Consider the following 23,236-nt stretch of genomic DNA (forward strand, 5'->3'; position numbering starts at 1 on the left):
GGCTTAGCCCGCAACTGCAAGGCGTCTGGCCTTGCGGTTGGCGCTGCGGGCAAAGCACACGAACAACGCGGCCATTATCGCCAGCGCCATGGGCAAACCATGGGGTGCGACATCCATGGCCGCACCGCTGACCAGCGGCCCGACCAGGCTGCCAACGCCCCACAACAACCCAACACTGGCATTCGCGGTCACCAAATCCTGACCCTTGAACTGCTGGCCAATCAACACCAGTGCCAAGGTATAGACACCTCCGGCAACGGCCCCCAGCACTACCAGGGCCGGCCACAGCAGCCACTGCACCTGCAGCAGCCAGGGCAAGGCCAGGCCGATCAGCATCGCCACCACGCCACACACCAGATGCACCAGGGTCCGTTCGCTGCGGTCAGCCAACCACCCCAGGGGCAGCTGGAACAGCATGTCGCCGGTGAGGATCACTGTCACCATCAACGCCGCCACCCCCACGGCAAAACCGTGACTTGAGGCGTACACCGGCATCAGCGAGAGAATCACCGCATCGAAGAACGAGAAGAACAGCACCCCCATGCACAACGCCGGCGCCACGCGGAAAAAGCCTGCCAGGGAGAAGCTCTTGCCGCCCTCCTCGCCATGCTCGACGTGATCGTTGGGCACTGTCAGCACAATACACAGCAACGCCAGGCCGTAGCAGGCGGTAACCACTGCGGTCACCCATGCGCTCTGCGCACCGACCAGCGCCAGCATGGCTGGGCCGAGCATCTGAAAGCCGGTGAACGCGGTGGCGTACAGCGCCATGACCTTGCCGCGGTTGTGTTCTTCGCTCAGTTCATTGACCCAGGACTCGCCGAGAATGATCGCGATGCCCATGCCGATGCCCAGGCCCAAGCGCAACAGCGCCAGCAGGTAGATCGAGGAAAAGGCCCACTCCAGCAGGCCGATACTCAAAGCACACAGGCCGAAGCACAGCAGGTAGATGGCTCTTCGTGTCAGGTGCCGGCAGCAGGCATCGACCATGAACGCCGAGAGCATCATCCCCGCCGCCGGAATGGCCGAGAGAATGCCGATCTGCAAGGTACTGGCGCCTGCTTCGAGCAGACGCAGTGACACCAAAGGCAGGCTCGCCCCGAGGCTGAAACCGACCACCGACACGGCGAACAACAGGCCCGCCAGAAAACGCTTGTTCATTACAACTCCACCACTGGCGCAAGAACGAAGTCGTCCTGGGCCAGCTCATACATGACCTTAAAGAGTTCAGGTGCAGGCAAGCTCGACCACGGCGATGCCGGGCGTGCTATTTACCGCGTCAGAGAGTGAACGCGGGTGGAGAGAAGGTGAAGGCGAACAACACGCTGCGCCGACGCTTGAGTACCGTGTCACACGGCCAGTTGCACCACGCGGCCTGGGCTGCGGGTGGTGGCATCGTGTAACAACTGCAAGAGCGGCTCATGCATCAGCAACCGTCGGAAAAGGGAGGCGCACTCTAGGGGATGCACACGGCACGCGTCAATGTGCAGCGGAATAGTTGTAAAAGCGATTGAGATAAGTCGCTTATTAGAGAACTGGATTCAACAATCGGAAGAAAACACATCCAAGATAAGAATAAAAATCTTTTATAGCCTATGGGGACTCTTCGTCCGTCGGATTCCAGTCCATGACTCAAGTATTGAATCATCCCCAGACCACTAGCGCTCCCCAAGGCGCCAGCGGCTTCTCCATCGCACTGCTGGCGGTGGCTGCGTTCGTCATTGTGACGACCGAGTTTCTGATAATCGGATTGCTGCCCGCTCTGGCCCGTGACCTGCATATTTCAATCCCTGTTGCTGGCCAACTGGTCACACTCTTCGCGTTCACGGTCATGCTGTTCGGCCCACCCTTGACCGCGGCGCTGGCTCACATCGAACGCAAGCGGCTGTTCATCTTCATCATGGTGGTGTTCGCAGCGTCCAACGCCCTCGCCGCAATGGCGCCCAACATCTGGATACTCAGCCTGGCGCGCTTCATCCCTGCCGTGCTGCTGCCGGTGTTCTGGGGAACGGCAAGTGAAACCGCAAGCCAGCTGGTTGGCCTCGAACGTGCCGGGCGTGCAGTGTCTCAAGTCTATCTGGGGATTGCTGCCGCCACCTTGTTCGGCATTCCGCTGGGCACGGTCGCAGCCAACATGATTGGCTGGCGTGGTGCGTTCTGGGGGCTGGCGGTACTGTCGCTGGTCATGACCGTGCTGCTGGCTGTATTCATGCCCAGGCTGGCGCGCCCGCAGCGTACCGGTTTTCTCAAGCAACTGAGCATCCTCGGCGACCGCCGCTTTGTCGCCAATGTGATCCTCTCGGTTGTCGTGTTTACCGCGATGTTCACTGCCTATACCTACCTGGCAGACCTGCTGGAACGCCTGGCGGGCATCGAGCCGGTAGCGGTCGGTTGGTGGCTGATGGGCTTTGGTGCAATCGGACTGCTCGGCAACTGGCTTGGTGGCCACTTCGTCGACCGCAATCCACTGGGCGCTACCGCTGTCTTCGTGCTGATACTGGGTATCGGCATGGCGATCAGCATCCCGCTGGCAAGCTCCTACCTCTGGCTCGCGGTTGCATTGACGGTATGGGGCATCGCCTACACCGCCTTGTATCCGGTTTGCCAGGTTCGTGTCATGAAGGCTGCCACCCACGCCCAGGCACTGGCCGGTACGTTGAACGTCTCGGCCGCCAATGCCGGTATCGGCCTTGGGGCGATCATTGGCGGCTACAGCATTGAACACGGCGGACTCGCCAGCATTGGCTATGTCGCAGCCGGCATTGCCTTGCTGGCGGTGCTGATGGCCGCGGCAATGGCCCGAATCAAGCAAGTACCGTTGGCACTCACCCCAACCGCAACAGACCTGCATTGATGCCACACTCCGAGCCTCGCAGTGCGGTTGGAGCGGATCAGCATTCCACGAGATGATGAACGCTCCACCGAAGTACATCGACGAGCCATTCAAGGATCGACAATGAGGCTTACAGAGCACCTCAAAGGCATCGAAGTTTTTGTAGCGGCAGCAGATTCCGGCAGTTTTACCGCCGCCGCCACTCAGCTCCACCTGACAACATCGGCGGTCAGCAAAGGTATCGCACGTCTGGAGGCCCGGCTGGGAACACGCTTGTTCGAGCGCACGACGCGCAGTCTCAACCTGACCGATGCAGGCGATGCGTTCTACCTCACCTGCACCCGGATCCTGGCCGAACTCGAAGAGGCCCAGACCGTCCTGGCAGCCGAACGCAACGAGCCTGCGGGACGCTTGCGCGTCGATGTCCCGGTAACTTTCGGCCGCCAGCATGTGATGCCGCTTCTGCTCAATTTCACCGAAAACAACCCACGGCTGCGATTGCATACTTCGTTCACCGATCGCTTCGTCGATGTCATTGAAGAAGGTATCGATCTGGCCGTGCGCATCGGCAGCATTGATCAACTCCCGGACCTGCTCGCCCACCTGCCTATCGGTCAGGAGCGCCTGATCCTCTGCGCGGCACCGCAATACTTGCGCCAGCATGCCCCGATCATCAACAGCCGAGACCTCGATCAGCACGAATATGTGATGTATGGACGGGCGGACGGCAGCATCAGCCCCTGGCATTTTGCCGGGTCCGACCGGCAGATAGAGCGTCGGGCCATGAACGGCAGAATCGTCCTCGGTAGTGGCGAAGCACAGGTTCAAGCGGTCAAAGGCGGCTACGGCATTGCGCAGCTGGCCACCTGGATGATCAGGGACGAGTTGCAGCGTGGCGAACTGGTGGAGATCCTTCCTGAACTGTCTACAGCCGGGTTACCCGTCAGTCTGGTCTGGCCACGCAGCCGCCAACTTCTTCCAAAAGTTGATGCCTTGTCGAAGTTCCTCGCTTGTCACCTGCCTTCAACGCTTTCCAGTGGACGGCAACAGGATCGCCAGTAGACCGAACAGCGGCAGGTAAGAGCACAGGCTGTAGACGTACTCGATACCTTTGAGGTCGGCCAGGTAGCCCAACAACGCCGCACCGATACCGCCAAAACCGAACATCAGGCCGAAGAAAATCCCGGCGATCATGCCGACATTGCCCGGCACCAGCTCCTGGGCATAAACCACAATGGCCGAGAACGCCGACGCCAGGATAAAGCCGATGATCACGCTCAGGACGCTGGTCCAGAACAGGTCCGCGTATGGCAGCAACAGGGTGAACGGCGCCACGCCGAGGATCGAGAACCAGATCACTGCCTTGCGCCCGATGCGGTCGCCGATCGGCCCGCCGAAGAACGTCCCGGCGGCCACCGCACCGAGGAACAGGAACAGGTGCAGTTGCGAACTGGCCACCGACAGGTCGAACTTCTCGATCAGGTAAAAGGTGAAGTAACTGGTAAGGCTGGACATGTAGAAATACTTGGAGAACACCAGCAGCCCCAGCACCACCAACGCACCGGTCACGCGCCCGCGCGATAGGCCGTGAGTGGCCGCCTGGCCGGCCTTGGCCTTGAACAGGTTCAGGTGTTCGCGGTACCAGCGGCTCAAGCCATAGGTCACCAGCACCGCAAATACAGCGAACAGGCCAAACCAGGCGACATTGCCCTGGCCGAACGGAATGATGATCGCTGCTGCCAGCAAAGGACCAAACGCAGAGCCGGCATTACCCCCCACCTGAAAGGTCGACTGCGCCAGCCCGAAGCGCCCGCCCGAGGCCAGCCGGGCAATGCGCGAGGTTTCCGGATGGAACGTCGAAGAGCCGATTCCCACCAGCGCCGCCGCCAGCAGAATCATCGGAAAGCTGCCGACATACGCCAGCATGACGATCCCCACCAGCGTGCACAGGGTGCCCAGTGGCAGCAGGTTCGGCATCGGCTTGCGATCGGTGTAGAAACCCACCCAGGGCTGCAGCAGCGAGGCGGTGATCTGGAAGGTCAGGGTAATCATCCCCACCTGGGCAAAACTCAGCCCGTAGTTGGCCTTGAGCATGGGATAGATCGACGGCAGCACCGCCTGGATCAGGTCGTTGATCAGGTGCGCCAGGGCGCAAGCGGCGATGATCCGCATGACCAGCGGGCTGCTCTGGGCAGGCGTGGCGCTGGCGGGGGAAATGGACGAGGCACTGCTTACAGCCATGACAAGGTCTTCCATCCGGTGGTTGGGATCCAATTATCCAGAATTCGTTAGCAAGCGCACTATTCTTTTCGACGAACGTGATTTCGACATTCTTGCTAATGATTCTCAATAGCTATAGCATTTTGTACGTTTCCCAGCCCTTGCTTCCCGCCCAGAGCATCGCACTGCCATGAACTCTTCCCCCACCTCAGTACTACCGACCGAGCCTGGCTACCGGGCACACAAAGCGCAACGGCGCGAGGCCCCGCGCTCCTGGCTGGGCTGGACCGTCGCCGCCTGTGTTTTGCTGGTCGGCGCGCTGGTGTCGATGGTGCAGCTTCCTTACCTGCAACGCCTGAACAGCGATGTGGCCAGCGCCGCTGGCGAGCGTCGGCAGATCCAGCTGGCCGACGGTTCGAAACTGATGCTCGACAGCGCCAGCGCGGTGGATGTCGACCTGCGCGGACCGCTACGCAAGGTGCGCCTGGTTCAGGGGCAGGTGTTCCTCGACGTGATCCATGATGGCCGCCCCTTTGTGGTCGAAGTCGATGACACCCGGATTCAGGTGCTTGGCACACGTTTCGCGGTCAGCCGTGGTCGTGACCGCAATGAAGTGATCCTGCTCAAGGGCAAAGTGGAGGTCAGCAGCGCTTTCGGCGAAAAGCGCATGCTTGCTCCTGGCCAGCGCCTGAACTTGCGCGGCGGCCGTCTGGGCCAGGTCGAAAGTGTCGATGCCGAACGCCTGCTGGCCTGGCGTGACGGTCAGTTGCGTGTTCGCGATGTGCCGTTGCGCGATGTCTTGCAACGGCTGGCCGACTACCAGGGCAGCCGCCTGCTGCTGCTCGATGAACAGGCCGGCCGACGCCTGGTCAGTGGTCACTTCAACCTCGATCAGGCCGCCGATGCCTTCGCTGCCCTGGCCACCACTGAGCAGTTGCGCACCCACAACCTTGCCGGGCAATTGATCATCGTCCGCTGATCAGCACCGTTGCCACACCACGCAGCTGGTGCTGCTGAGCTACCTGCCCGCTAAGCAGTTGATCGCACGATGAATTTTTTTAAAAAAGAGTGTTGACAGGTATCCGTTTAAAGCGAATAATGCGCGCCAATTGGCTACATAGCTCAGTTGGTTAGAGCATAGCATTCATAATGCTGGGGTCCGGGGTTCAAGTCCCTGTGTAGCCACCAAGTACCGAAAAAGGGCTTACCGCAAGGTAGGCCCTTTTTTTTTGCCTTGTGCAATCAGCAGGGCCTTCAAGGCCGCTCAAGTGAAACCCGCGTGATCAACGGGGGGTAATGCTCAATCCTGATCGGCAAGCTGCGCGCCAACAAACGCAGTGCCCGCTGACTGTCGTCGGCGGGCAGCACCGCAGTGACCCGCAGCAACTCCAGGTCCTTGGGGTCATACATCAAGTAACCCCGATGATTGCGCGCCAGCCGCTCAAGCACCTGGTCCAGGGGCTGATCGCGCACCAGCAGTTGATGTTGCTCCCAGGCCTGCTCAATCCCTGCCGCATCGATAGACTGCAGCGCCCCCGGCCCCGCCGCATCGAAGCGCACCGCCTGCCCGGCCTGAACCACTACGCGTTTGCCAGCGCTGTCGACTTCGGTAGTCGATTCAATCATCGCCACCCAGCTAGAGTCAGGCAACTGTTCTACGACAAAACGGGTACCCAGCGCTCGCACACTGCCGTGTTCGGTCAGCACCAGGAGCGGTCGCGTGGCATCCTTGGCCACATCCAGCCGGATTTCTCCTTGCACCAGGCGCACCGTGCGGCGCTGACCATCGAACTGCAGATCAACGGCGGTACTTCCATCCAGGCTGATACGGCTGCCATCGGGTAGTTGCCGGGTGCTCCATTGGCCGCTGCCGGTGCGGATGTCAGCCAGCAGGTAAGACGGCGGAAACTGCTGCAACGCCAAGCCGATCGGCAACAACAGCAACGCGGCCAGCGCCAGGGCCTTGATCGGCTGTCGGGCTGCACGCCGCCGAGCAAGGCTGTCGAGGACCGCCCGCGCCGGTTCACCCGGCAGATCGCGCAGCGCCGCCATGCTGCCCTGCAAACGCTCGATAGCCTGCAGATGCTCAGGGTCGGCGTCGAGCCAGTCACGAAAGGCATTGCGCTCGGCAGCGCCGACTTCACCCTCCAGGCGCACCAGCCATTCGGCCGCCTCTTGCAGCACTTGTGCAGAAGGTGATTTGTTCATAGGCATCGGCACCGAGCAGACGCATGAAGGTTTCCTGCGCCATGTCCGCAGTGTTGTGCGGGTAATCCTGCTCTTCAGCGCACGTTGGCCAGTACTACCGCCAGCCCCAGACCGATCAGGGCCACACCGATCACCCGATCGACCAGCAACTGCCGATCAAGCATGACCCGACGCAAGGATGCCGAGGAGAAGAACAGCGCGACCAGGCTGAACCACAACCAGTGGGCCACAGACATGAACAGACCATAACCAAGACTGGTCGCCAGCGAACTGCCCGGTTGCACCACCTGAGTGTAGGCACTGACCACGAACAGCATGGTCTTGGGATTGAGGGCATTGGTCAGAAAACCGGAGCGAAAGGCTGCGAACACACCAAGCTGGCTGGAAGCTGTGCCGCCTTCAAGGGAAATCCGCGTGGTGTTGGTCAACGACTTGTAACCCAGGTAAATCAGGTAACCGGCCCCCAGCACCTTCATCGCCAGAAACAATGACGGGGTCTGGCTGATGATCAAGGCGATGCCCAGTACCGTGTACAACACATGCACCTGCACCCCCAGGGCGATGCCCAGCGCGGCAGACAAACCGGCACGTCGGCCAAAGGCATAACTGCTGCGGGTGACCATGGCAAAGTCCGCACCCGGGCTGATCACCGCCAGGACGGTGAACACGGCAACGGCAATGAGTTCGTTCACGAAAAGCTCCTCGATCTGCTAAAAAATCGCACAGACAGGAGCGGGCTTGCCCCGCGCTCACTCTGCACACGCCGCCATTATCGAAAGCTTCGTCTACGACCAAAAGCGATTTATAGTGCGCTAAATCCGCTAGTTTTCCTCACAGATATGAAACTTCCCGCACTCTCCGCCTTTCGCTATTTCGACGTGGCCGCGCAGACCCAGAGCTTTGTGCGCGCCGCCGAATTACTGAACGTCACCCATGGGGCCGTCAGCCGTCAGGTGCGCCTGCTGGAAGAGTCCTTGGGGGTGGAGTTGTTCGAGCGGCGCAATCGCGCAATCTTCCTTACCCCGGCCGGCCGCGCCCTGCATGGCACTACCCTGTCGGTATTCGAACAGTTGCAAGGCGCAGTCCATCGCCTGCAACAACAGGCGCGGGAAAACGTGCTGGTACTGTCATGCGAGCCGACCATCGCGATGAAATGGCTGATCCCGAGGCTGCCGGCCTTCCATGCCGCCCATCCCGATATTCACCTGCACCTGGTGGCTGCCGGTGGCCCCATCGACTTTTCCCGCAGCGGCGTCGACCTGGCCTTGCGCCGCGATGATTTTCGCTGGGACGCCAGCCTGCATGCACTGAAGATCTGTGACGAATGGGTGGGGCCAGTGAGCAGCGTCAACCTGACTATCGCGAGCCAGGGCCTGGACGGCCAGCGCTTGCTGCACAGCGCATCACGGTCCAACGCCTGGAGTACCTGGCTGCGCCTGAGCGGCGAGTCGGCCCGGGATACCCAGCGCGCCGACTACGAGCATTTCTACCTGTGCATCCAGGCGGCCGTGGCCGGTCTGGGGGTGGCGATGGCTTCATTCCTGATGGTTCAGGACGAAATCGACAGCGGTCAGTTGCAAGCACCGCGCAGCTTCGTCCAGGACCAATCGGCGTACTACCTGCTCTGTCAGCAAGCAATGGCCGACGACGACAAATGCCGACGCTTCGCCCAGTGGGTCAGCGCGCAGGCCGAAGCCTGCCTGGCTCATTTGCTCTGAGGCTTATAGGCCGTTGGCAAGGCGCAGAAAGACGAGCCGGCGCTGAAGTCCCCGCCCCAGGTGCGAAAGCCCGCCGTGTCGATATGAATGCGCCCTGATGGATAACGGCCCAGGCCCATGTTCCAGGCCTTGCCCTGGGTCTGCCAGAACTGGCACAACGGATTGGGATCAGCCCAGGATGGCAACAACACATCCACCGCAAACGCCCGGGTATGCGCGCTGTCTACGGCGCCGCCAGCACAGCGGTTCAGGCGCGGATCACGGTAGCTCGAAACCACTTCATAACGCTGCAGCAGGCCCTGATCCCCCAGGGCCTTGAGCAGTTGCAGGGTCGAACGCACCGCTGGCCACTGCGCCGCTGGTGCCACCGCAAAGGGCTGTGCCGAACACAGGCGCCAGTCACTGGCCGAACGCAGCAGCTGATAGATCGGCACCACGCCATACAACCGCGCATCCACCAGCATCTGGCGAAACGCCCGGGTTTCATGGTCGCCGGCCCATTGGGCAAACATGTACAGGTCGCGCTCATCGGCGTGCGATTGAGCGCTGCACAGTAGCGTCAGCAAGAGTCCGGTTGTGCGCCACGAAGTCATTAGTCTCACTCGCTCCAAGAGTCACAACGAGTTAAGCATGGACGCGGGTAATTATCGCGGGGCAAGCCCGCTCCCACCGGGTGGAAGTGAATCTGGTGGGAGCGGGCTTGCCCCGCGATAGGGCCGACTCAGTCCTGCGGGCGCAACCGATACTGCGGCGGCAACTGATCCAGGCCACTGATGGTCGCATTCAGGCTTTTCCAGCGACCATCCTTGATGCCATAGATGCAGCCATGGACCGACAGGCTCTGACCGCGGTGCCAGGCATTCTGGACAATGGTGGTGTGACCGACGTTGGCCACCTGCTGAATCACGTTCAGCTCGCACAGGCGATCAACCCGCTCCTCTTCGGTGGCAAGCTTGGCCAGCTCCACCCGATTGTCGTAATACAGGTCGCGAATCGAACGCAGCCAGCCGTCGATCAGGCCAAGTTGCCGGTCCTGCATCGAGGCGCGGACACCACCGCAACCGTAATGCCCGGTCACCAGAATGTGCTTCACCTTGAGCACATCCACGGCGTACTGGATCACCGACAGGCAGTTCAGGTCAGTGTGCAGCACCACATTGGCGACGTTACGGTGCACGAACAGATCACCCGGCAACATGCCGACGATCTCGTTGGCCGGCACCCGTGCGTCGGAACAACCGATCCAGAGGAATTCAGGGGTCTGCTGGCGGGCGAGTTTGGCGAAAAAATCCGGATCTTCCTGTTTGATCGCATCGGCCCAGCGTGCGTTGTTATCAATCAGTTCTTGTAGATCGTGCATGTTCGCTTCTCATCTGTTGGATGTTGCCGGGCTACAGTGACGCTCGATCATTCGATCAGGGTACAGGCCATGACCAAAGCATCTTCGCGACCGCCGGCTACCGGGTAGTAGTCGCGGCGCCGCCCGATTTCATTGAAGCCGTAGCGCTCATACAGGCGATAGGCCGACTGGTTGCTGGCACGCACTTCAAGGAAGCACTCACGGCCGTTCAGCTCGTAGGCGCGCTTCATCAGCTCTTCCAGCAGTCGCAGGCCCAGGCCGCGGCCCTGGCTTTCCGGTTTGACCGTGATATTGAGCAGGTGCGCTTCGTCGATGATCACGTTGATCACACCGTGGCCCACCTGCTGCTCACCTTCGAACATCAGCCAGATTTCATAGGATTTTAGCCCGTCGAGGAAAATCCCCCGGGTCCAGGGGTGGCTGAAGGCGGCGTATTCGATCTTCAGTACGGCATCCAGATCCGCCTCGGTCATCCGGCGGAAACTGATCGTGTTACTCATCGCTTGGTTTCCAGCGCGCCATCAGCCGGCGCATGGCTTGCCAGACGTCCGCCTTGCGTTGCGGCTCGTCCATCAACAGTTCAAGGCCAGGCAAGGCCCAGGCAGTGCCCAGCCCCTCGACCGGCAACTCGCGGTAATAAGCCTCGGCGTCCGCTTCACCGGCAAAACGCACGGCAGGCAGGCCAATCAGCCATAAACAGACACAGGGAGCCTCTTCAAGCCGGGCCTGAATGAAGCCCTGAACAAAATCGGTTGCTGCCTGCGGCCCCTGATCGAGGTTGCCGCGCACCAGCAATGGCCAACGCACCGGTTCGCCAACAATCTGCGGGCTGTCGGGTAGACCGGCGGCGCGCAGCATGTCTTTGAGCAACAGGTACGAGGGGTCACGGCTCTGGAACGGCTGGCCAGTAGCCAACTCCACCAACAGCAGGCAACTGCCAGCACGCAGCAGTTGCAGGGCGAAGCGCGGCGGCGGTACCGCTACCGGCCTGGCCACTACCGGGGCCGCTTCAGCCTCTTCAACCGGCTTGCTGGCGGCCTTGGCCGTGCTGCCAGGACGCGGGATCTCGATTTTTGGTCGTTCGCCACTGCGCGCCACTGGCGCATTGACCGCCACCCGTGCCGGCTCCACCTGCGGTGCGTCGAACTCGGGCAGCACCTCGGGCGCCAGCGGCAGCAACAGCTCCGGGCGCGACGGGGCGGCGAACGGCAGTTCGGTACGCGGCAGCCAGTGCACCACTTGCATGGCGTTGAGGTAAGCGCGGCGGCGGGACTCGATTAACAAGAAGGATCGGCCATCTGTGGATAAGTCAGGGCCGATATTCTAACGTTGTTCGCCGCTCGGCGCCGCTGTTGATCGGCAGAAAACCGCCCGACAGCAGGTTCAAACGATCAGGGGGTGAATCGACAGGCACCTGATGCAGTACAATCGGCGCTTTTATTTGGCAACGAGTCGACCCGCCAATGATCGAACCCAAGCGCGTCCTGCGCGCCCTAGCCGAACACTGGGCCTTGCTTGAGCCGTTGTGCGAGCGCTTCGACGGGGGCACCCTGAGCCTCAGCGAACTGCGCCAGCAACTGGCCAACCAGCAGTTGGAGAGCACGCCCCAGGACATCACCAGCCTGCTCGACGTCTGGATCCGCCTGGATATTCTCGTGCCGGTGGCGAAAAGCCCCAACCGCTTCGAGCTCAACGCACAGATCCACGACTTCCTCGCCTACCTGCGCCGCGAGCACCGCCTGGGCCTGTGCCTGGAGATCGAGGCCTACCTGCGCCACCTCGAGCGTCTGGCCGGACACATCCAGGACGCCTTCGAGATTCGCGATGGCAACGACCTGGCGCGCCAGCTGCGCCTGCTCGACATGCGCGTGCGCGATGTCCTGAAAAAGCTCGACAACGATGAGCAGGCGCTGGTCGCCGTGGCCGAACGGGCCAAGACCAGCGACCGCCAGATCCCCCTGCGCCAGCGTTATGCCGAGGTCCTGGCGACCTGGGATGAATATGTCGAGCCGATGATCCAGCTGGTCAACGCCGACGGTGCCTTCGAACAAGGCGTACGCAAGGTCGAGACCGTGCTGCTGCGCCTGCTCGGCGAGCAGGCCCGGCTCGGCCACCTGGTCGATGACGACATGCTGCTGCGCACCCACGCGCGCATCCTCGAGATGCAGACCAGCGCCCAGCTGACCCTGCGCCATGCCCGCGAACTGCTGCTGCCACTACGCGAAGAAGCCCGCCGCCACAACGCGGTGACCCGTGGCGCCGCCCTGGCCCTCTCGGTGATCCGCCGCAAGGGCCTGGATGCCGTACCCCAGGCGGCCATGCCGATGTTCACCCGGCCACAGAGCACCTTCCTCGGCAGTGCCAGCCAGGTTGAGGCCTACGTGTATGCCCTGGCCCGCTTCGAACCCAAGCCGGCCAAGTTCCCCAAGGCGCACAAGAGCCACAAGGGCGAGGCCCCGCGCGCGCCGCGTACGGTCAAGGAAATGCTCGAGCGCTGCGAAGGTGCCCTGCCCCTGCCGGACCTGATGGTCTGGCTGCTGGACCAGGAGCCCGAAGGCGCCACCGACGAGCTGCTGTACTGGTTCTCGCGCCTGTCGCGGGAAAAACGCTTTACCCGCGAGCGCCTCGAGCGCCGCGAATACCTCACCCGCGAACACCTGGTCAGCCTGCGCTCCTTCGCCCTGACATCGAGCCGCGAACCATCGCCTGAGCCTACTGCGAGCCCTGCCCATGCATCTTGATCTTTCCGAACTGCCTCAGCTCGCACCGATCTTCCGCGAGCTGTTCAAGGGCTTCCACATCAGCCGCCGCGACCCGGAGCTGTACGCCCAACTGTCGAACTTCCAGGACCAGTACCGCGGCCTGTTCAAGGCCCTGGGCTTCGAACTGGTGTGCGACACCCGTGGTTTCTACTATTTCGTCCCGGAGCTGGCCGCCGCGCAGGTCAACAAGACCGCCCAGCGCCTGTCGCTGTTCACCTTCATCCTGGTTGAACACCTGGCCGACCAGGGCCGCGATCCGATGTCGGTCCTCGATGGCGGCAGCCTCGGCCGCGATGAACTGCCATCGATGCTGGAAAAATACCGCGACCTGTTCATTCAGGCCGAAGTGCAAACCCCGGATGAGCTGGAAGAGAAGATCATGCGCCGCATGACCCAGCTCGGCTTTGCTCACGAAGAAAACGGTATCTACCGCTTCCTGCCGCCGATGCACCGCTTCCTCGATGTCTGCCTGTCGGTCCAGCAGGACCGCGACCTGGCCGCCAGCCTGCACAGCGCCCTGCCGCTGCCAACGCCGGTACTGGTCGAGGAAGAGAGCCCTGAAGAGCTGAACCGCACCGACGACCCGCTCGACCTCAGCCCGTTCGAAGAAAGCGAAGAAGACGCCTTGGCCCGAGCCATCGCCGAAGAGCAACAGGAGATTGACGCATGAGCCAGGAACGCTACGGCATTCGCCGCTTCGCACTGCTCAACACCGCCGGCTACAGCCTCGGCCTGTTCCCCCTGGAACACCCGCTGTCGGTCTACGGTGCCAACAACCTGGGCAAGAGTGCCTCGATCAACGCCCTGCAGTTTCCGATCCTGGCGCGCATGTCCGACATGAGCTTCGGCAAGTACAGCCTGGAGCAGTCGCGCCGTTTCTACTTTGCCAGCGACACCAGCTACATCCTCTGTGAGGTCAACCTGCCTCACGGCCCGCACGTGATCGGTGTGGTCGGGCGCGGCCCGGGCGGTGGTTTCGGTCACCAGTTCTTCGCCTACGCCGGCGAGCTGGACCTGGCGCACTACCAGAAGGACGACACCTGCCTGCGCCAGAAGGAGTTGTTCAACAACCTTGAGCGCAATGGCCTCAAAGCCTACGAGCTCAAGCCTGACGAACTGCGACGCCTGCTGGTCGGCGGCCACACCTCGATCCCGCTCGACCTCACCCTGATCCCGCTGCGCTCCACCAGCGAGCAGAGCCTGAAAACCTTCCGCGCACTGTTCATCAACCTGCTGCACATGCGTGAAATTACTGCGGCCAAGCTCAAGCAGTTGTTCCTCGATGCGTTCGAGCACAGCCTGCGCTCGGGCAGCGTCGACTACATCGCCGCCTGCGAAGAAGCCTTCCGCGACGTGCGCCGCATGGAGCAGGACTACAACTCGCTGGTCGCTGCCGGCCCGCTGGTCGAGGCCCTGGCCAACGGCGTGGCCCAGCGCGACATCCTGCGCGGCAAACTGCATCGCCTGTCGCCGCTGCTCGATTCGCTGCTCGGCACCTGGCAGGACTACGCCAGCGCCCGTAAAGAAGAGCTGGTGATCCAGGCCGAGCACTACAAGAACGAACAGGACCACCTGCAGAACGACCAGCGCGGCGGCACCCAGGAGCTGATGCGCCTGGAACGCGAAATCACCGGCGTGCAGCGCTGGCTCGGCGAACTGTCGGTGCTCAAGCACCGCTTCGCCCTGGTCGACGACGTCAAGGTTCTGGAGCAGCAACTGCTGGCCGCCAAGGACGCCCACGACGAACTCGCCGGTGCATTGGCCCAGTCCCGCCAGTTCAGCGCCGAAGACCTCGAAGAGCGTCTGCGCGACCTGGAAAAGCGCCTGAAGTCGGTCAAGCAGCAGCTCGACCACGCCGACAACAACAGCTACGCCCGCTTGCGCGAAGAGTTCTCGCAGCAGGACGTCGAGCGCTTGATGCGCCTGTTCAACGGCGCGTTGTTCAGCCTGCCACTGGGCGAGCGCGGCATCGAACTGGATGACAGCGACGTCTGGGTCAAATCCCTGGAAGCGGTGCTCGACGGCTTCAAGGGCGAGCGTTTCGAAGCCCCGGGCCTGTCGATCGACCTGTCGCACATCGAGCCGCCTGCCCTGCAGGCCCTGGCCGACCGTGCCGCGCTGCGCGACCAGAAAGAACGCCTGGAGAAAGAACTCAAGCAGCTCAAGACCCAACAAGCGGTCGCCGCCGACCGTGCCGCGAGCAAGACCCAGACCGAAGCCCTGTACCAGCAGGTACTGGACGCGCAAAAGGCCCTGGAAGACTTCCGCCGCAGCGAAACCCTGGCCGCCGAGGAAGGCGACAAACTCGAACAACTGGCGCAGATGGAAGCCGCCCAGGACGAACTCAAGCGCTCCAGCGACGCCTTCACCGAGCGCGTCCAGCAACTGTCGGCCAAGCTGCAACTGGTCGGCCGCCAGATCGCCGACATGGAAGCCAAGCAGCGCACCCTCGACGACGCCCTGCGCCGTCGCCAGCTGCTGCCGGCCGACCTGCCGTTCGGCACGCCGTTCATGGAGCCGGTCGACGACTCGATGGACAACCTGCTGCCCCTGCTCAACGACTATCAGGACAGCTGGCAGGGCCTGCTGCGGGTCGACGGCCAGATCGAAGCGCTGTACGCCCAGGTTCGCCTCAAGGGCGTGGCCAAGTTCGACAGCGAAGACGACATGGAGCGCCGCCTGCAACTGTTGATCAACGCCTACTCGCACCGTACCGAAGAAGCCCTGACCCTGGGCAAGGCACGCCGCGCGGCCGTCACCGACATTGCCCGGACCCTGCGCAACATCCGCAGCGACTACGACAGCCTCGAGCACCAGCTGGCGCTGTTCAACCGCGAGATCAACAAGCGTCAGGTGTCCAACCTGGAGAGCTTCCGCATTGTCCTGGCGCCGAACAAGGAAGCGCTCAAGCACATCGATCAGATCATCCACAGCGCCGGCCAGTACGAAGAAGGCGAGACCCTGTCGGTGTTCGACCTGAGCGCCAGCGCCGAGCAGGACAACAAGAACGAAGAGGCCAAGGAGTACCTGGCGCGCCTGGTAGCGGCCAACCACAACCAGCTGGGCCTGAAGGACCTGTTCGAACTGGCCTTCGAGATCACCAAGGTCGGTGGCCAGCCGGTGATCCACACCGACATCGACGGCGCGGCGTCCAACGGCACCACCATGACCATCAAGGCGCTGACCAACATGTACTTGTTGCTGCACCTGATGGACCGTGACCTGGCCGGTCGCGTGCGCCTGCCGTACTACCTCGACGAGGCGGCCGACATCGACGAACGCAACCAGGCCGCATTGCTGGAAACCAGCCTGCAGCTGGGCTTCGTGCCGATTCTGGCGAGTGTGAAGCCGCAGGTCTCGGCGCATGTCGCCATTGACCTGGAAGGCGGCAGCGGGCCGAACGGGATCTACATTGACGAGGCGGACTGGAAATACATCAGCCGTCGGGATGTGGAGAAGGCGGTGGTGCGCAAAGAAGAAGAGGAAGAAGCTTCGGCCTGAGGCTTCTGCGGGGGCCTTTCAGGCCCCATCGCCGGCAAGGCCGGCTCCCACAGGGACTGCAGATAGCGGCCCTTGTGGGAGCCGGCCTTGCCGGCGATGAATTCAACCCGGTATTACTGCTGGGGCCACGGCAAGATCGGAATCGCCGTCACCGCGTTCTGCGGGCTGCCTTCGATCAAGCGATCCGAGTACACCAGATAGACCAGGGTATTGCGCTTCTTGTCGAGGAAGCGCACCACCTGCATGGTCTTGAACACCAGCGAGGTGCGCTCCTTGAACACCTCGTCACCGTCCTTGAGCTGCTCCTTGAAGCGAATCGGCCCCACCTGGCGACAGGCGATCGAGGCTTCGGCACGGTCTTCAGCCAGGCCCAAGCCACCTTTCACGCCGCCGGTCTTGGCCCGCGACAGGTAGCAGGTCACCCCTTCCACCTTCGGGTCGTCGAAAGCCTCGACGACGATGCGGTCGTTCGGCCCGACAAACTTGAACACGGTCGACACCTGACCGATTTCCTCGGCCGAGGCCAGCACCGGCAACGCCAGCAGTGCAGCAGTCACTATCCCTTTGAGCACGGTTGTTTCCTCAGACCAGAATCAGGTTGTCGCGATGCACCAGCTCCGGCTCGGCGCTATAGCCCAGCAGGCTTTCGATCGCCTCGGACGACTGCCCGATGATTTTCTGCGCCTCAAGGGCACTGTAATTGGCCAGGCCGCGGGCGACTTCCAGGCCATCAGGGCCGACGCAAACCACCATCTCGCCACGGCGGAAGCTGCCCTGCACGGTCTTGACCCCAACCGGCAGCAGGCTCTTGTTGTCCTTGCGCAAGGCCTTCACCGCGCCGTCGTCGAGTACCAGAGTGCCACGGGTCTGCAGGTGCCCGGCCAGCCATTGCTTACGCGCAGCCAGCATGCCGCGCTCAGGCGACAGCAGGGTGCCAAGACGCTCGCCGGCCTTGAGGCGGTCGAGCACGCGCTCCAGACGCCCGCCAACGATGATCGTGTGGGCACCGGAGCGTGCCGCCAGACGCGCAGCACGCAGCTTGGTCTGCATGCCGCCACGGCCGAGGGCGCCACCGGTGCCACCGGCTACCGCATCCAGGCTCGGATCGTCGGCACGGGCTTCGTAGATCAACTTTGCATCGGGGTTGTTACGCGGGTCGGCATCGAACATGCCGTCGCGATCGGTGAGGATCACCAGCAGGTCGGCTTCGACCAGGTTGGCTACCAGCGCGGCCAGGGTGTCGTTGTCGCCGAAACGGATTTCGTCGGTGACCACCGTGTCGTTCTCGTTGATCACCGGCACCACGCCCAGCTCGACCAGCGTGCGCAAGGTACTGCGAGCGTTGAGGTAACGCTTGCGGTCGGAGAGGTCATCGTGGGTCAGGAGGATCTGCGCAGTGTGCCGGCCATGCTCGGCAAAGCTCGATTCCCAGGCCTGCACCAGGCCCATCTGGCCGATTGAAGCCGCAGCCTGCAGCTCGTTCATCGCACTCGGTCGCTTGGCCCAGCCCAGGCGGCTCATCCCGGCCGCAACCGCCCCGGACGACACCAATACCAGTTCAACACCTGCCTCATGCAACGCTACCATCTGCTCGACCCAGACGCCCATGGCGGCGCGATCCAGGCCCTTGCCATCTGCTGTCAGCAGGGCACTGCCGATCTTCACCACCCAGCGCTGCGCACCCGTCACCTTGCTCCGCATCTTCTTCCAACCTATATAGATCTTTAGATACTAAAACGCCGCTCCAGAGAGCGGCGTTTAGTGTACTGCAACGAATCAGTCGCGCACGTAAATGATTTCCGGACCGTCTTCGTCGTCATCATCCCAATCGTCGTCATCGTCGTCGCCGATGTCGTGCACGCTCTTGACGCCGCTGCGGCGCAAGGCACGCGCGTCGTCCAGCGCCTGCAGCTGGGCACGGGCTTCGTCTTCGATACGCTGATCGAGGTCAGCCAGCTCTTCGGCGTAGGCCGGGTCGTTGGCCAGGCGGTCGGCGCGGTCTTCGAGATAGCGCATGATGTCGCGGCTGAGCTGCTCGGTGCCCTGCTTGGAGATCGCCGAGATCACATAGACCGGACCTTCCCACTGCAGACGCTCGACCACTTCCTTGACGCGCTCGTCACGCTCGTCGTCCATCAGCATGTCGGTCTTGTTCAGCACCAGCCAGCGGTCACGCTCGGCCAGCGACGGGCTGAAGCGAACCAGCTCGTTGACGATCACTTCGGCGGCATCGGCGCTGCTGCTTTCATCCAGCGGCGCGAGGTCGACGAGGTGCAGCAGCAGGCGGGTACGCGCCAGGTGCTTGAGGAAACGGATACCCAGGCCGGCACCTTCGGAGGCGCCTTCGATCAGGCCGGGAATATCGGCGATGACGAAGCTCTTCCAGCGGTCGACACTGACCACGCCCAGGTTTGGCACCAGGGTGGTGAACGGGTAGTCGGCGACTTTCGGCTTGGCGGCCGACACCGAACGGATGAAGGTACTTTTGCCGGCGTTCGGCAAGCCCAGCAGACCGACGTCGGCCAGTACTTTCATTTCCAGTTTCAGGTCACGCTGCTCACCCGGCTTGCCTGGGGTGGTCTGGCGTGGCGCACGGTTGGTACTGGATTTGAAACGGGTGTTGCCCAGGCCGTGCCAGCCGCCCTGAACCACCATCAGCTTCTGGCCAGGCTTGACCAGGTCGCCGATGACTTCCTGGGTGGCGGAGTCGATCACCGTGGTGCCGACCGGCACGCGCAGGATCAGGTCGTCGCCTTTCTTGCCGGTGCAGTCGGTGCTGCCACCGTTGGAGCCGCGCTGGGCTTCGAAATGACGGGTGTAACGGTAGTCGACCAGGGTGTTGAGGTTCTCGTCGGCAACCATGAATACCGAGCCGCCGTCACCACCGTCACCGCCGTTGGGACCACCGTTCTCGATGAACTTTTCGCGGCGGAAGCTCATGCAACCGTTACCGCCATCACCGGCTTTGACCCGGATCGATACTTCGTCAACAAACTTCATAAAAACCGCCTCTCGTCAGCTGGACGAGCTGAGTGACACAAAGACATAAGGCTCTTGCAAAAGTGAGCGCGGCGGCCCCCGTCAACGACCGAAACACCAGCGCCGGCAGCCCATACAAACAGCTTTGCAAGAGACTCACCCCACAAACGAAAAAGCCCCGTCGCGAGACAGGGCTTTTCCAGCGTTCGCGCGATTACTCGGCGACAACGCTCACGTAACGACGACCGAAGGCGCCTTTTACTTCGAACTTGATCTTACCCGCGATCTTGGCGAACAGGGTGTGATCCTTGCCCATGCCAACGCCGTAGCCAGCGTGGAATTGGGTGCCGCGCTGACGCACGATGATGTTGCCAGGAATGATAGCCTGGCCGCCATACATCTTCACGCCAAGGCGTTTGGCTTCTGAGTCGCGACCGTTACGGGTACTACCACCAGCTTTTTTGTGTGCCATGGTTCAATTCTCCAGAAATGGATTCAGGCGATTAAGCCGAAATACCGGTGATCTTGATTTCGGTGAACCACTGGCGGTGGCCCATACGCTTCATGTGGTGCTTACGGCGGCGGAACTTGATGATGCGAACTTTGTCGTGACGACCTTGGGAGATCACTTCAGCAACAACTTTGGCACCAGCAACGACTGGAGCGCCGATGTTCACGTCGTCGCCATTGGCAACCAACAGAACGCGGTCGAAAGTCACGGATTCGCCAGTGGCGACTTCCAGTTTTTCGATTTTCAGGTATTCACCTTCGGCGACTTTGTACTGCTTGCCACCGGTAACAATTACTGCGTACATGGGTATTTCTCCGATAATCCTGCTCACCCAGCTCTTTATAGGAAGAGTATTGGCTGGCATGGCTGCATAGGGCTGGAACGGCCCAGTGCAATTGCGTAAGGCAGGTGCTGCCCAGGAAGTTCAGGGTGCGCGATTGTACGCAAGCCGCTCGCCCCTTGCAAGTCCCGCCCCCGGCCTGCGGGGACCGCGCCTTGACACGCCGGGACCCGCGACCTAGCATGCCGCGCAACCTTTATGGAGCACCTGTGGCCGATGCAACCCCAAGCTTTCTACCGAGCGGTAGCGGACGACTTCAGCGCCGTTGACGAGATTATCAAGAAACAGCTGACTTCGCGTGTACCGCTGGTATCGAAAATCGGCGACTACATCACTTCAGCCGGTGGCAAGCGCTTGCGCCCGCTGCTGGTGCTGCTGTGTGGCAAGGCCCTGGGTCGCGAAGGCGACGACGTGCGCCTGCTGGCCGCCACCATCGAATTCCTGCACACCGCCACCCTGCTGCACGACGACGTGGTCGACATGTCCGGCATGCGCCGCGGCCGGTCCACCGCCAATGCCCTGTGGGGCAACGCACCGAGCGTGCTGGTTGGTGATTTCCTCTATTCGCGCTCGTTCGAGATGATGGTCGAACTGGGCTCGATGCCGGTTATGCAGATCCTCTCCAAGGCCACCCGGGTCATCGCCGAGGGCGAAGTCCTGCAGCTGTCCAAGGTCCGCGACGCGAGCACCACCGAAGAAGTCTACATGGACGTCATCCGCGGCAAGACCGCGATGCTGTTCGAGGCCTCGACCCACAGTGCCGCCGCCCTGGCCCAGGCCACCCCTGAGCAAAGCGAAGCGCTGCGCACCTTCGGTGATCACCTGGGCGTAGCCTTCCAGCTGGTCGACGACCTGCTCGACTACAAAGGCGATGCGCAAACCCTGGGCAAGAACGTCGGCGACGACCTGGCCGAAGGCAAGCCAACCCTGCCGCTGATCTACACCATGCGCGAAGGCACCGCCGAACAGGCTGCACTGGTGCGCCAGGCGATCCAGAAAGGCGGCATCGAAGACCTCGAAAGCATCCGTGCGGCGGTCGAAGCTTCCGGCTCTTTGGACTACACCGCGCAACTGGCCCGCGACTACGTGGCCCGCGCCATCGCCTGCCTGGACGTGCTGCCAGCCAGCGAGTACCGCGATGCCCTGGTGGAACTGAGCGAATTCGCGGTCGCCCGTACCCACTGATCCCGCCTCTGGCCCATCGCTCGATGGGCCCGATTACCCTCTGACGGACAAAACCCTATACAATGTAGGTTTTGTACCTGTACGTCTTGAGGAACCCTAGTGAGCACTTTGCCACCCTGCCCTAAATGCAACTCCGAATACACCTACGAAGACGGCGCCCAGCTGATCTGCCCCGAGTGCGCACACGAGTGGTCCGCCGCCGGTGAAGCCGAGGCAGTGAGCGATGAAGCGGTCAAGAAGGATTCGGTGGGCAACGTCCTGCAGGACGGCGATACCATCACCGTGATCAAGGACCTGAAGGTCAAAGGCACCTCGCTGGTGGTCAAGGTCGGCACCAAGGTCAAGAACATCCGCCTGTGCGATGGCGACCACGACATTGACTGCAAGATCGACGGCATCGGCCCGATGAAGCTGAAATCCGAGTTCGTCCGCAAGGTCTGAGTCCCGGTGGTTTCGGGGCTGCCAGCCAGCCTCGAAACATCCCGCCAAACACCATTGGGCGATTTTTTCCCAATAGCCTCTTGCTATTTTGATAATAAGAATTATTCTCATTGGACGCTTCCAAGGAGAATAGCCATGACTTATCTGATAGACGCCTGGCTTGACCGCCCGCATCCTTACCTGCGCATCCTGCACCGGGAAACCGGCGAAGTCTGTGCCGTGCTCGAACAAGAAGCACTGGACGAGCTGCGCGACCAGGGTGACCTGGACCTTAACGGTTTGAATTCAAGTGAGCCGATTGTGCTCAAGGAACTGGTGAGGAACCTGTTCCTGTTCTGCTATGCGCGGGCGTTGCGCCCTGGCGGTGGAGCCGAGTGGAACTGAAAAAGCGTCGCTGGCAAGGCCAGCTCCCACAGAGACCCGGTTGATCTTCAGATCAGTGCAATCCTGTGGGAGCCGGCCTTGCCGGCGATGAGGGCCGAAAGGCCCTGCGCAGTGCTTACAGTACGTCCAGCAGCTCGACGTCGAACACCAGTACGCTGTGCGGCGGGATGCTGCCAACGCCCTGAGCGCCGTAAGCCAGCTCGCTCGGAACGTACAGGCGCCATTTGCTGCCGGCGTTCATCAGTTGCAGGGCTTCGGTCCAGCCAGCGATCACGCCGCTGACCGGGAACTCTGCTGGCTGACCACGCTCGTAAGAGCTGTCGAACACAGTGCCGTCGATCAGGGTGCCGTGGTAGTGAGTGCGCACGCTGTCGTCACGGCTCGGCTTGGCGCCTTCACCGGCGGTCAGCACTTCGAACTGCAGGCCCGAAGCCAAGGTGGTGATGCCGTCACGCTTGGCGTTTTCAACCAGGAAGGCTTTGCCTTCGCCAGCAGCAGCTTCGGCCTTGGCCGCAGCTTCAGCCTGCATGATTTCACGGATGACCTTGAAGCTGGCCGACAGGTCTTCTTCGCTGACGCGGCTGTCTTTGCCGTTGAACGCGTCGGTCAGGCCGGCCAGGATGGCGTCCAGGCTAACACCCGGTGGCGGGTTGTCACGCAGTTGGCCACCCAGCTGACGGCCGATGCCGTAGCTGACGCGAGTTTCGTCGGTAGACAGGTTGATTTCGGACATTTGCTTGCTCCGCTGCAGGGCGCACGACAACCGCGCCCTTTATGAAAAGGGCGAGCAGCCT

The 23,236-nt window shown here is 62.0% G+C and carries 24 protein-coding genes and 1 tRNA gene; 11 read left to right on the forward strand and 14 right to left on the reverse strand.

All coding sequences use genetic code 11. From position 1 onward, the window contains the following. Positions 1 to 3: 3 nt before the first annotated feature. Complete coding sequence (locus AC07OF_RS14260; protein ID WP_157194273.1) at positions 4 to 1,161, reverse strand: MFS transporter; 1,158 nt, start codon at positions 1,159 to 1,161, stop codon at positions 4 to 6. Positions 1,162 to 1,627: 466 nt separating this feature from the next. Between AC07OF_RS14260 and AC07OF_RS14265 the strand changes: the two genes are divergently transcribed. Then, a complete protein-coding gene (locus AC07OF_RS14265) occupies positions 1,628 to 2,854 on the forward strand; it encodes an MFS transporter (protein ID WP_495073025.1) in 1,227 nt (408 codons plus the stop codon). A 102-nt stretch (positions 2,855 to 2,956) separates the two neighbouring features. Beyond that, positions 2,957 to 3,895 (forward strand): LysR family transcriptional regulator, encoded by a 939-nt coding sequence (locus AC07OF_RS14270; protein WP_495073026.1) that lies wholly within the window; start codon positions 2,957 to 2,959, stop codon positions 3,893 to 3,895. Here AC07OF_RS14270 and AC07OF_RS14275 read toward each other — a convergent pair. Continuing rightward, entirely contained in the window at positions 3,857 to 5,074 is a 1,218-nt protein-coding gene (locus AC07OF_RS14275; RefSeq protein ID WP_342623328.1) for an MFS transporter, read from the reverse strand. The genes AC07OF_RS14270 and AC07OF_RS14275 overlap by 39 nt on opposite strands. A 169-nt stretch (positions 5,075 to 5,243) precedes the next feature. Between AC07OF_RS14275 and AC07OF_RS14280 the strand changes: the two genes are divergently transcribed. Together AC07OF_RS14280 and AC07OF_RS14285 are read left to right on the forward strand one after the other, a co-directional pair. After that, positions 5,244 to 6,032 (forward strand): FecR family protein, encoded by a 789-nt coding sequence (locus AC07OF_RS14280; protein WP_495073027.1) that lies wholly within the window; start codon positions 5,244 to 5,246, stop codon positions 6,030 to 6,032. A 132-nt stretch (positions 6,033 to 6,164) separates the two neighbouring features. Further along, positions 6,165 to 6,241 (forward strand) — tRNA-Met (locus AC07OF_RS14285). 66 nt (positions 6,242 to 6,307) lie between these two features. Here AC07OF_RS14285 and AC07OF_RS14290 read toward each other — a convergent pair. Further along, a complete protein-coding gene (locus AC07OF_RS14290; protein ID WP_157194279.1) occupies positions 6,308 to 7,261 on the reverse strand; it encodes a FecR family protein in 954 nt (317 codons plus the stop codon). Positions 7,262 to 7,335: 74 nt separating this feature from the next. Beyond that, the gene (locus AC07OF_RS14295; RefSeq protein WP_157194281.1) at positions 7,336 to 7,953 is read right to left on the reverse strand and encodes a LysE family translocator; all 618 of its coding nucleotides are present in this window, start codon (positions 7,951 to 7,953) and stop codon (positions 7,336 to 7,338) included. Positions 7,954 to 8,100: 147 nt separating this feature from the next. Between AC07OF_RS14295 and AC07OF_RS14300 the strand changes: the two genes are divergently transcribed. Next, a complete protein-coding gene (locus tag AC07OF_RS14300; RefSeq protein ID WP_157194283.1) occupies positions 8,101 to 8,979 on the forward strand; it encodes a LysR substrate-binding domain-containing protein in 879 nt (292 codons plus the stop codon). Here the strand turns inward: AC07OF_RS14300 and AC07OF_RS14305 are convergent. The 4 genes from AC07OF_RS14305 to AC07OF_RS14320 form a co-directional block, all read right to left on the reverse strand. Continuing rightward, positions 8,967 to 9,572, reverse strand: coding sequence for a D-Ala-D-Ala carboxypeptidase family metallohydrolase (locus AC07OF_RS14305; protein WP_495073028.1), 606 nt, complete (start codon positions 9,570 to 9,572; stop codon positions 8,967 to 8,969). The genes AC07OF_RS14300 and AC07OF_RS14305 overlap by 13 nt on opposite strands. A gap of 128 nt (positions 9,573 to 9,700) precedes the next feature. Next, positions 9,701 to 10,339, reverse strand: coding sequence for a carbonate dehydratase (can, locus tag AC07OF_RS14310; RefSeq protein WP_157194287.1), 639 nt, complete (start codon positions 10,337 to 10,339; stop codon positions 9,701 to 9,703). 47 nt (positions 10,340 to 10,386) lie between these two features. After that, complete coding sequence (gene rimI / locus AC07OF_RS14315; protein ID WP_157194288.1) at positions 10,387 to 10,839, reverse strand: ribosomal protein S18-alanine N-acetyltransferase; 453 nt, start codon at positions 10,837 to 10,839, stop codon at positions 10,387 to 10,389. Next, complete coding sequence (locus AC07OF_RS14320) at positions 10,832 to 11,623, reverse strand: energy transducer TonB (protein WP_157194289.1); 792 nt, start codon at positions 11,621 to 11,623, stop codon at positions 10,832 to 10,834. Before AC07OF_RS14320 ends, rimI begins: the two co-directional genes overlap by 8 nt. A gap of 179 nt (positions 11,624 to 11,802) precedes the next feature. Here AC07OF_RS14320 and mksB point away from each other — a divergent pair, with 179 nt between their 5' ends. Genes mksB through mksF form a run of 3 tightly spaced genes read left to right on the forward strand, consistent with a single transcriptional unit; the run spans position 11,803 to position 16,602 of the window. Beyond that, positions 11,803 to 13,080: an Mks condensin complex protein MksB gene (mksB, locus tag AC07OF_RS14325; RefSeq protein ID WP_038614777.1), complete on the forward strand. Its 1,278-nt coding sequence runs from the start codon at positions 11,803 to 11,805 to the stop codon at positions 13,078 to 13,080. After that, entirely contained in the window at positions 13,070 to 13,771 is a 702-nt protein-coding gene (gene mksE / locus AC07OF_RS14330) for an Mks condensin complex protein MksE (RefSeq protein ID WP_038614780.1), read from the forward strand. The genes mksB and mksE overlap by 11 nt, the downstream gene beginning before the upstream one ends. Next, positions 13,768 to 16,602 carry an Mks condensin complex protein MksF gene (mksF, locus tag AC07OF_RS14335; protein WP_495073029.1) on the forward strand — a complete coding sequence of 945 codons (2,835 nt, stop codon included), beginning with the start codon at positions 13,768 to 13,770 and terminating at the stop codon, positions 16,600 to 16,602. The genes mksE and mksF overlap by 4 nt, the downstream gene beginning before the upstream one ends. A 113-nt stretch (positions 16,603 to 16,715) precedes the next feature. Here mksF and AC07OF_RS14340 read toward each other — a convergent pair whose 3' ends face one another. The 5 genes from AC07OF_RS14340 to rplU all read right to left on the reverse strand — a co-directional run bounded on the left by AC07OF_RS14340 (position 16,716) and on the right by rplU (position 20,396). Beyond that, a complete protein-coding gene (locus tag AC07OF_RS14340) occupies positions 16,716 to 17,174 on the reverse strand; it encodes a CreA family protein (protein ID WP_191832790.1) in 459 nt (152 codons plus the stop codon). Between the two features lie 10 nt (positions 17,175 to 17,184). Then, complete coding sequence (gene proB, locus AC07OF_RS14345) at positions 17,185 to 18,303, reverse strand: glutamate 5-kinase (protein ID WP_038614787.1); 1,119 nt, start codon at positions 18,301 to 18,303, stop codon at positions 17,185 to 17,187. Between the two features lie 75 nt (positions 18,304 to 18,378). Then, positions 18,379 to 19,602, reverse strand: a complete 1,224-nt coding sequence (gene cgtA, locus AC07OF_RS14350; protein WP_038614790.1) for an Obg family GTPase CgtA — start codon at positions 19,600 to 19,602, stop codon at positions 18,379 to 18,381. Positions 19,603 to 19,795: 193 nt separating this feature from the next. After that, complete coding sequence (rpmA, locus tag AC07OF_RS14355) at positions 19,796 to 20,053, reverse strand: 50S ribosomal protein L27 (protein WP_010225698.1); 258 nt, start codon at positions 20,051 to 20,053, stop codon at positions 19,796 to 19,798. A gap of 31 nt (positions 20,054 to 20,084) precedes the next feature. Next, positions 20,085 to 20,396 (reverse strand): 50S ribosomal protein L21, encoded by a 312-nt coding sequence (gene rplU, locus AC07OF_RS14360; RefSeq protein ID WP_038614793.1) that lies wholly within the window; start codon positions 20,394 to 20,396, stop codon positions 20,085 to 20,087. A gap of 252 nt (positions 20,397 to 20,648) precedes the next feature. On the opposite strand from rplU, the gene AC07OF_RS14365 reads away from it, so the two are divergent. From AC07OF_RS14365 to AC07OF_RS14375, 3 genes are all read left to right on the forward strand, one after another. Further along, the gene (locus AC07OF_RS14365) at positions 20,649 to 21,617 is read left to right on the forward strand and encodes a polyprenyl synthetase family protein (protein WP_157194294.1); all 969 of its coding nucleotides are present in this window, start codon (positions 20,649 to 20,651) and stop codon (positions 21,615 to 21,617) included. A gap of 99 nt (positions 21,618 to 21,716) precedes the next feature. Beyond that, complete coding sequence (locus AC07OF_RS14370) at positions 21,717 to 22,058, forward strand: zinc ribbon domain-containing protein YjdM (RefSeq protein ID WP_038614799.1); 342 nt, start codon at positions 21,717 to 21,719, stop codon at positions 22,056 to 22,058. 135 nt (positions 22,059 to 22,193) lie between these two features. Continuing rightward, positions 22,194 to 22,442 (forward strand): PA4570 family protein, encoded by a 249-nt coding sequence (locus tag AC07OF_RS14375; protein ID WP_038614802.1) that lies wholly within the window; start codon positions 22,194 to 22,196, stop codon positions 22,440 to 22,442. A gap of 115 nt (positions 22,443 to 22,557) precedes the next feature. On the opposite strand, the gene bamJ is transcribed toward AC07OF_RS14375, so the two are convergent. After that, positions 22,558 to 23,175: a BamJ family beta-barrel-assembly machinery protein gene (gene bamJ, locus AC07OF_RS14380; protein WP_038614805.1), complete on the reverse strand. Its 618-nt coding sequence runs from the start codon at positions 23,173 to 23,175 to the stop codon at positions 22,558 to 22,560. Positions 23,176 to 23,236 lie beyond the last annotated feature (61 nt).

It is taken from the genome of Pseudomonas sp. GW821-FHT10B02 (assembly GCF_059415665.1).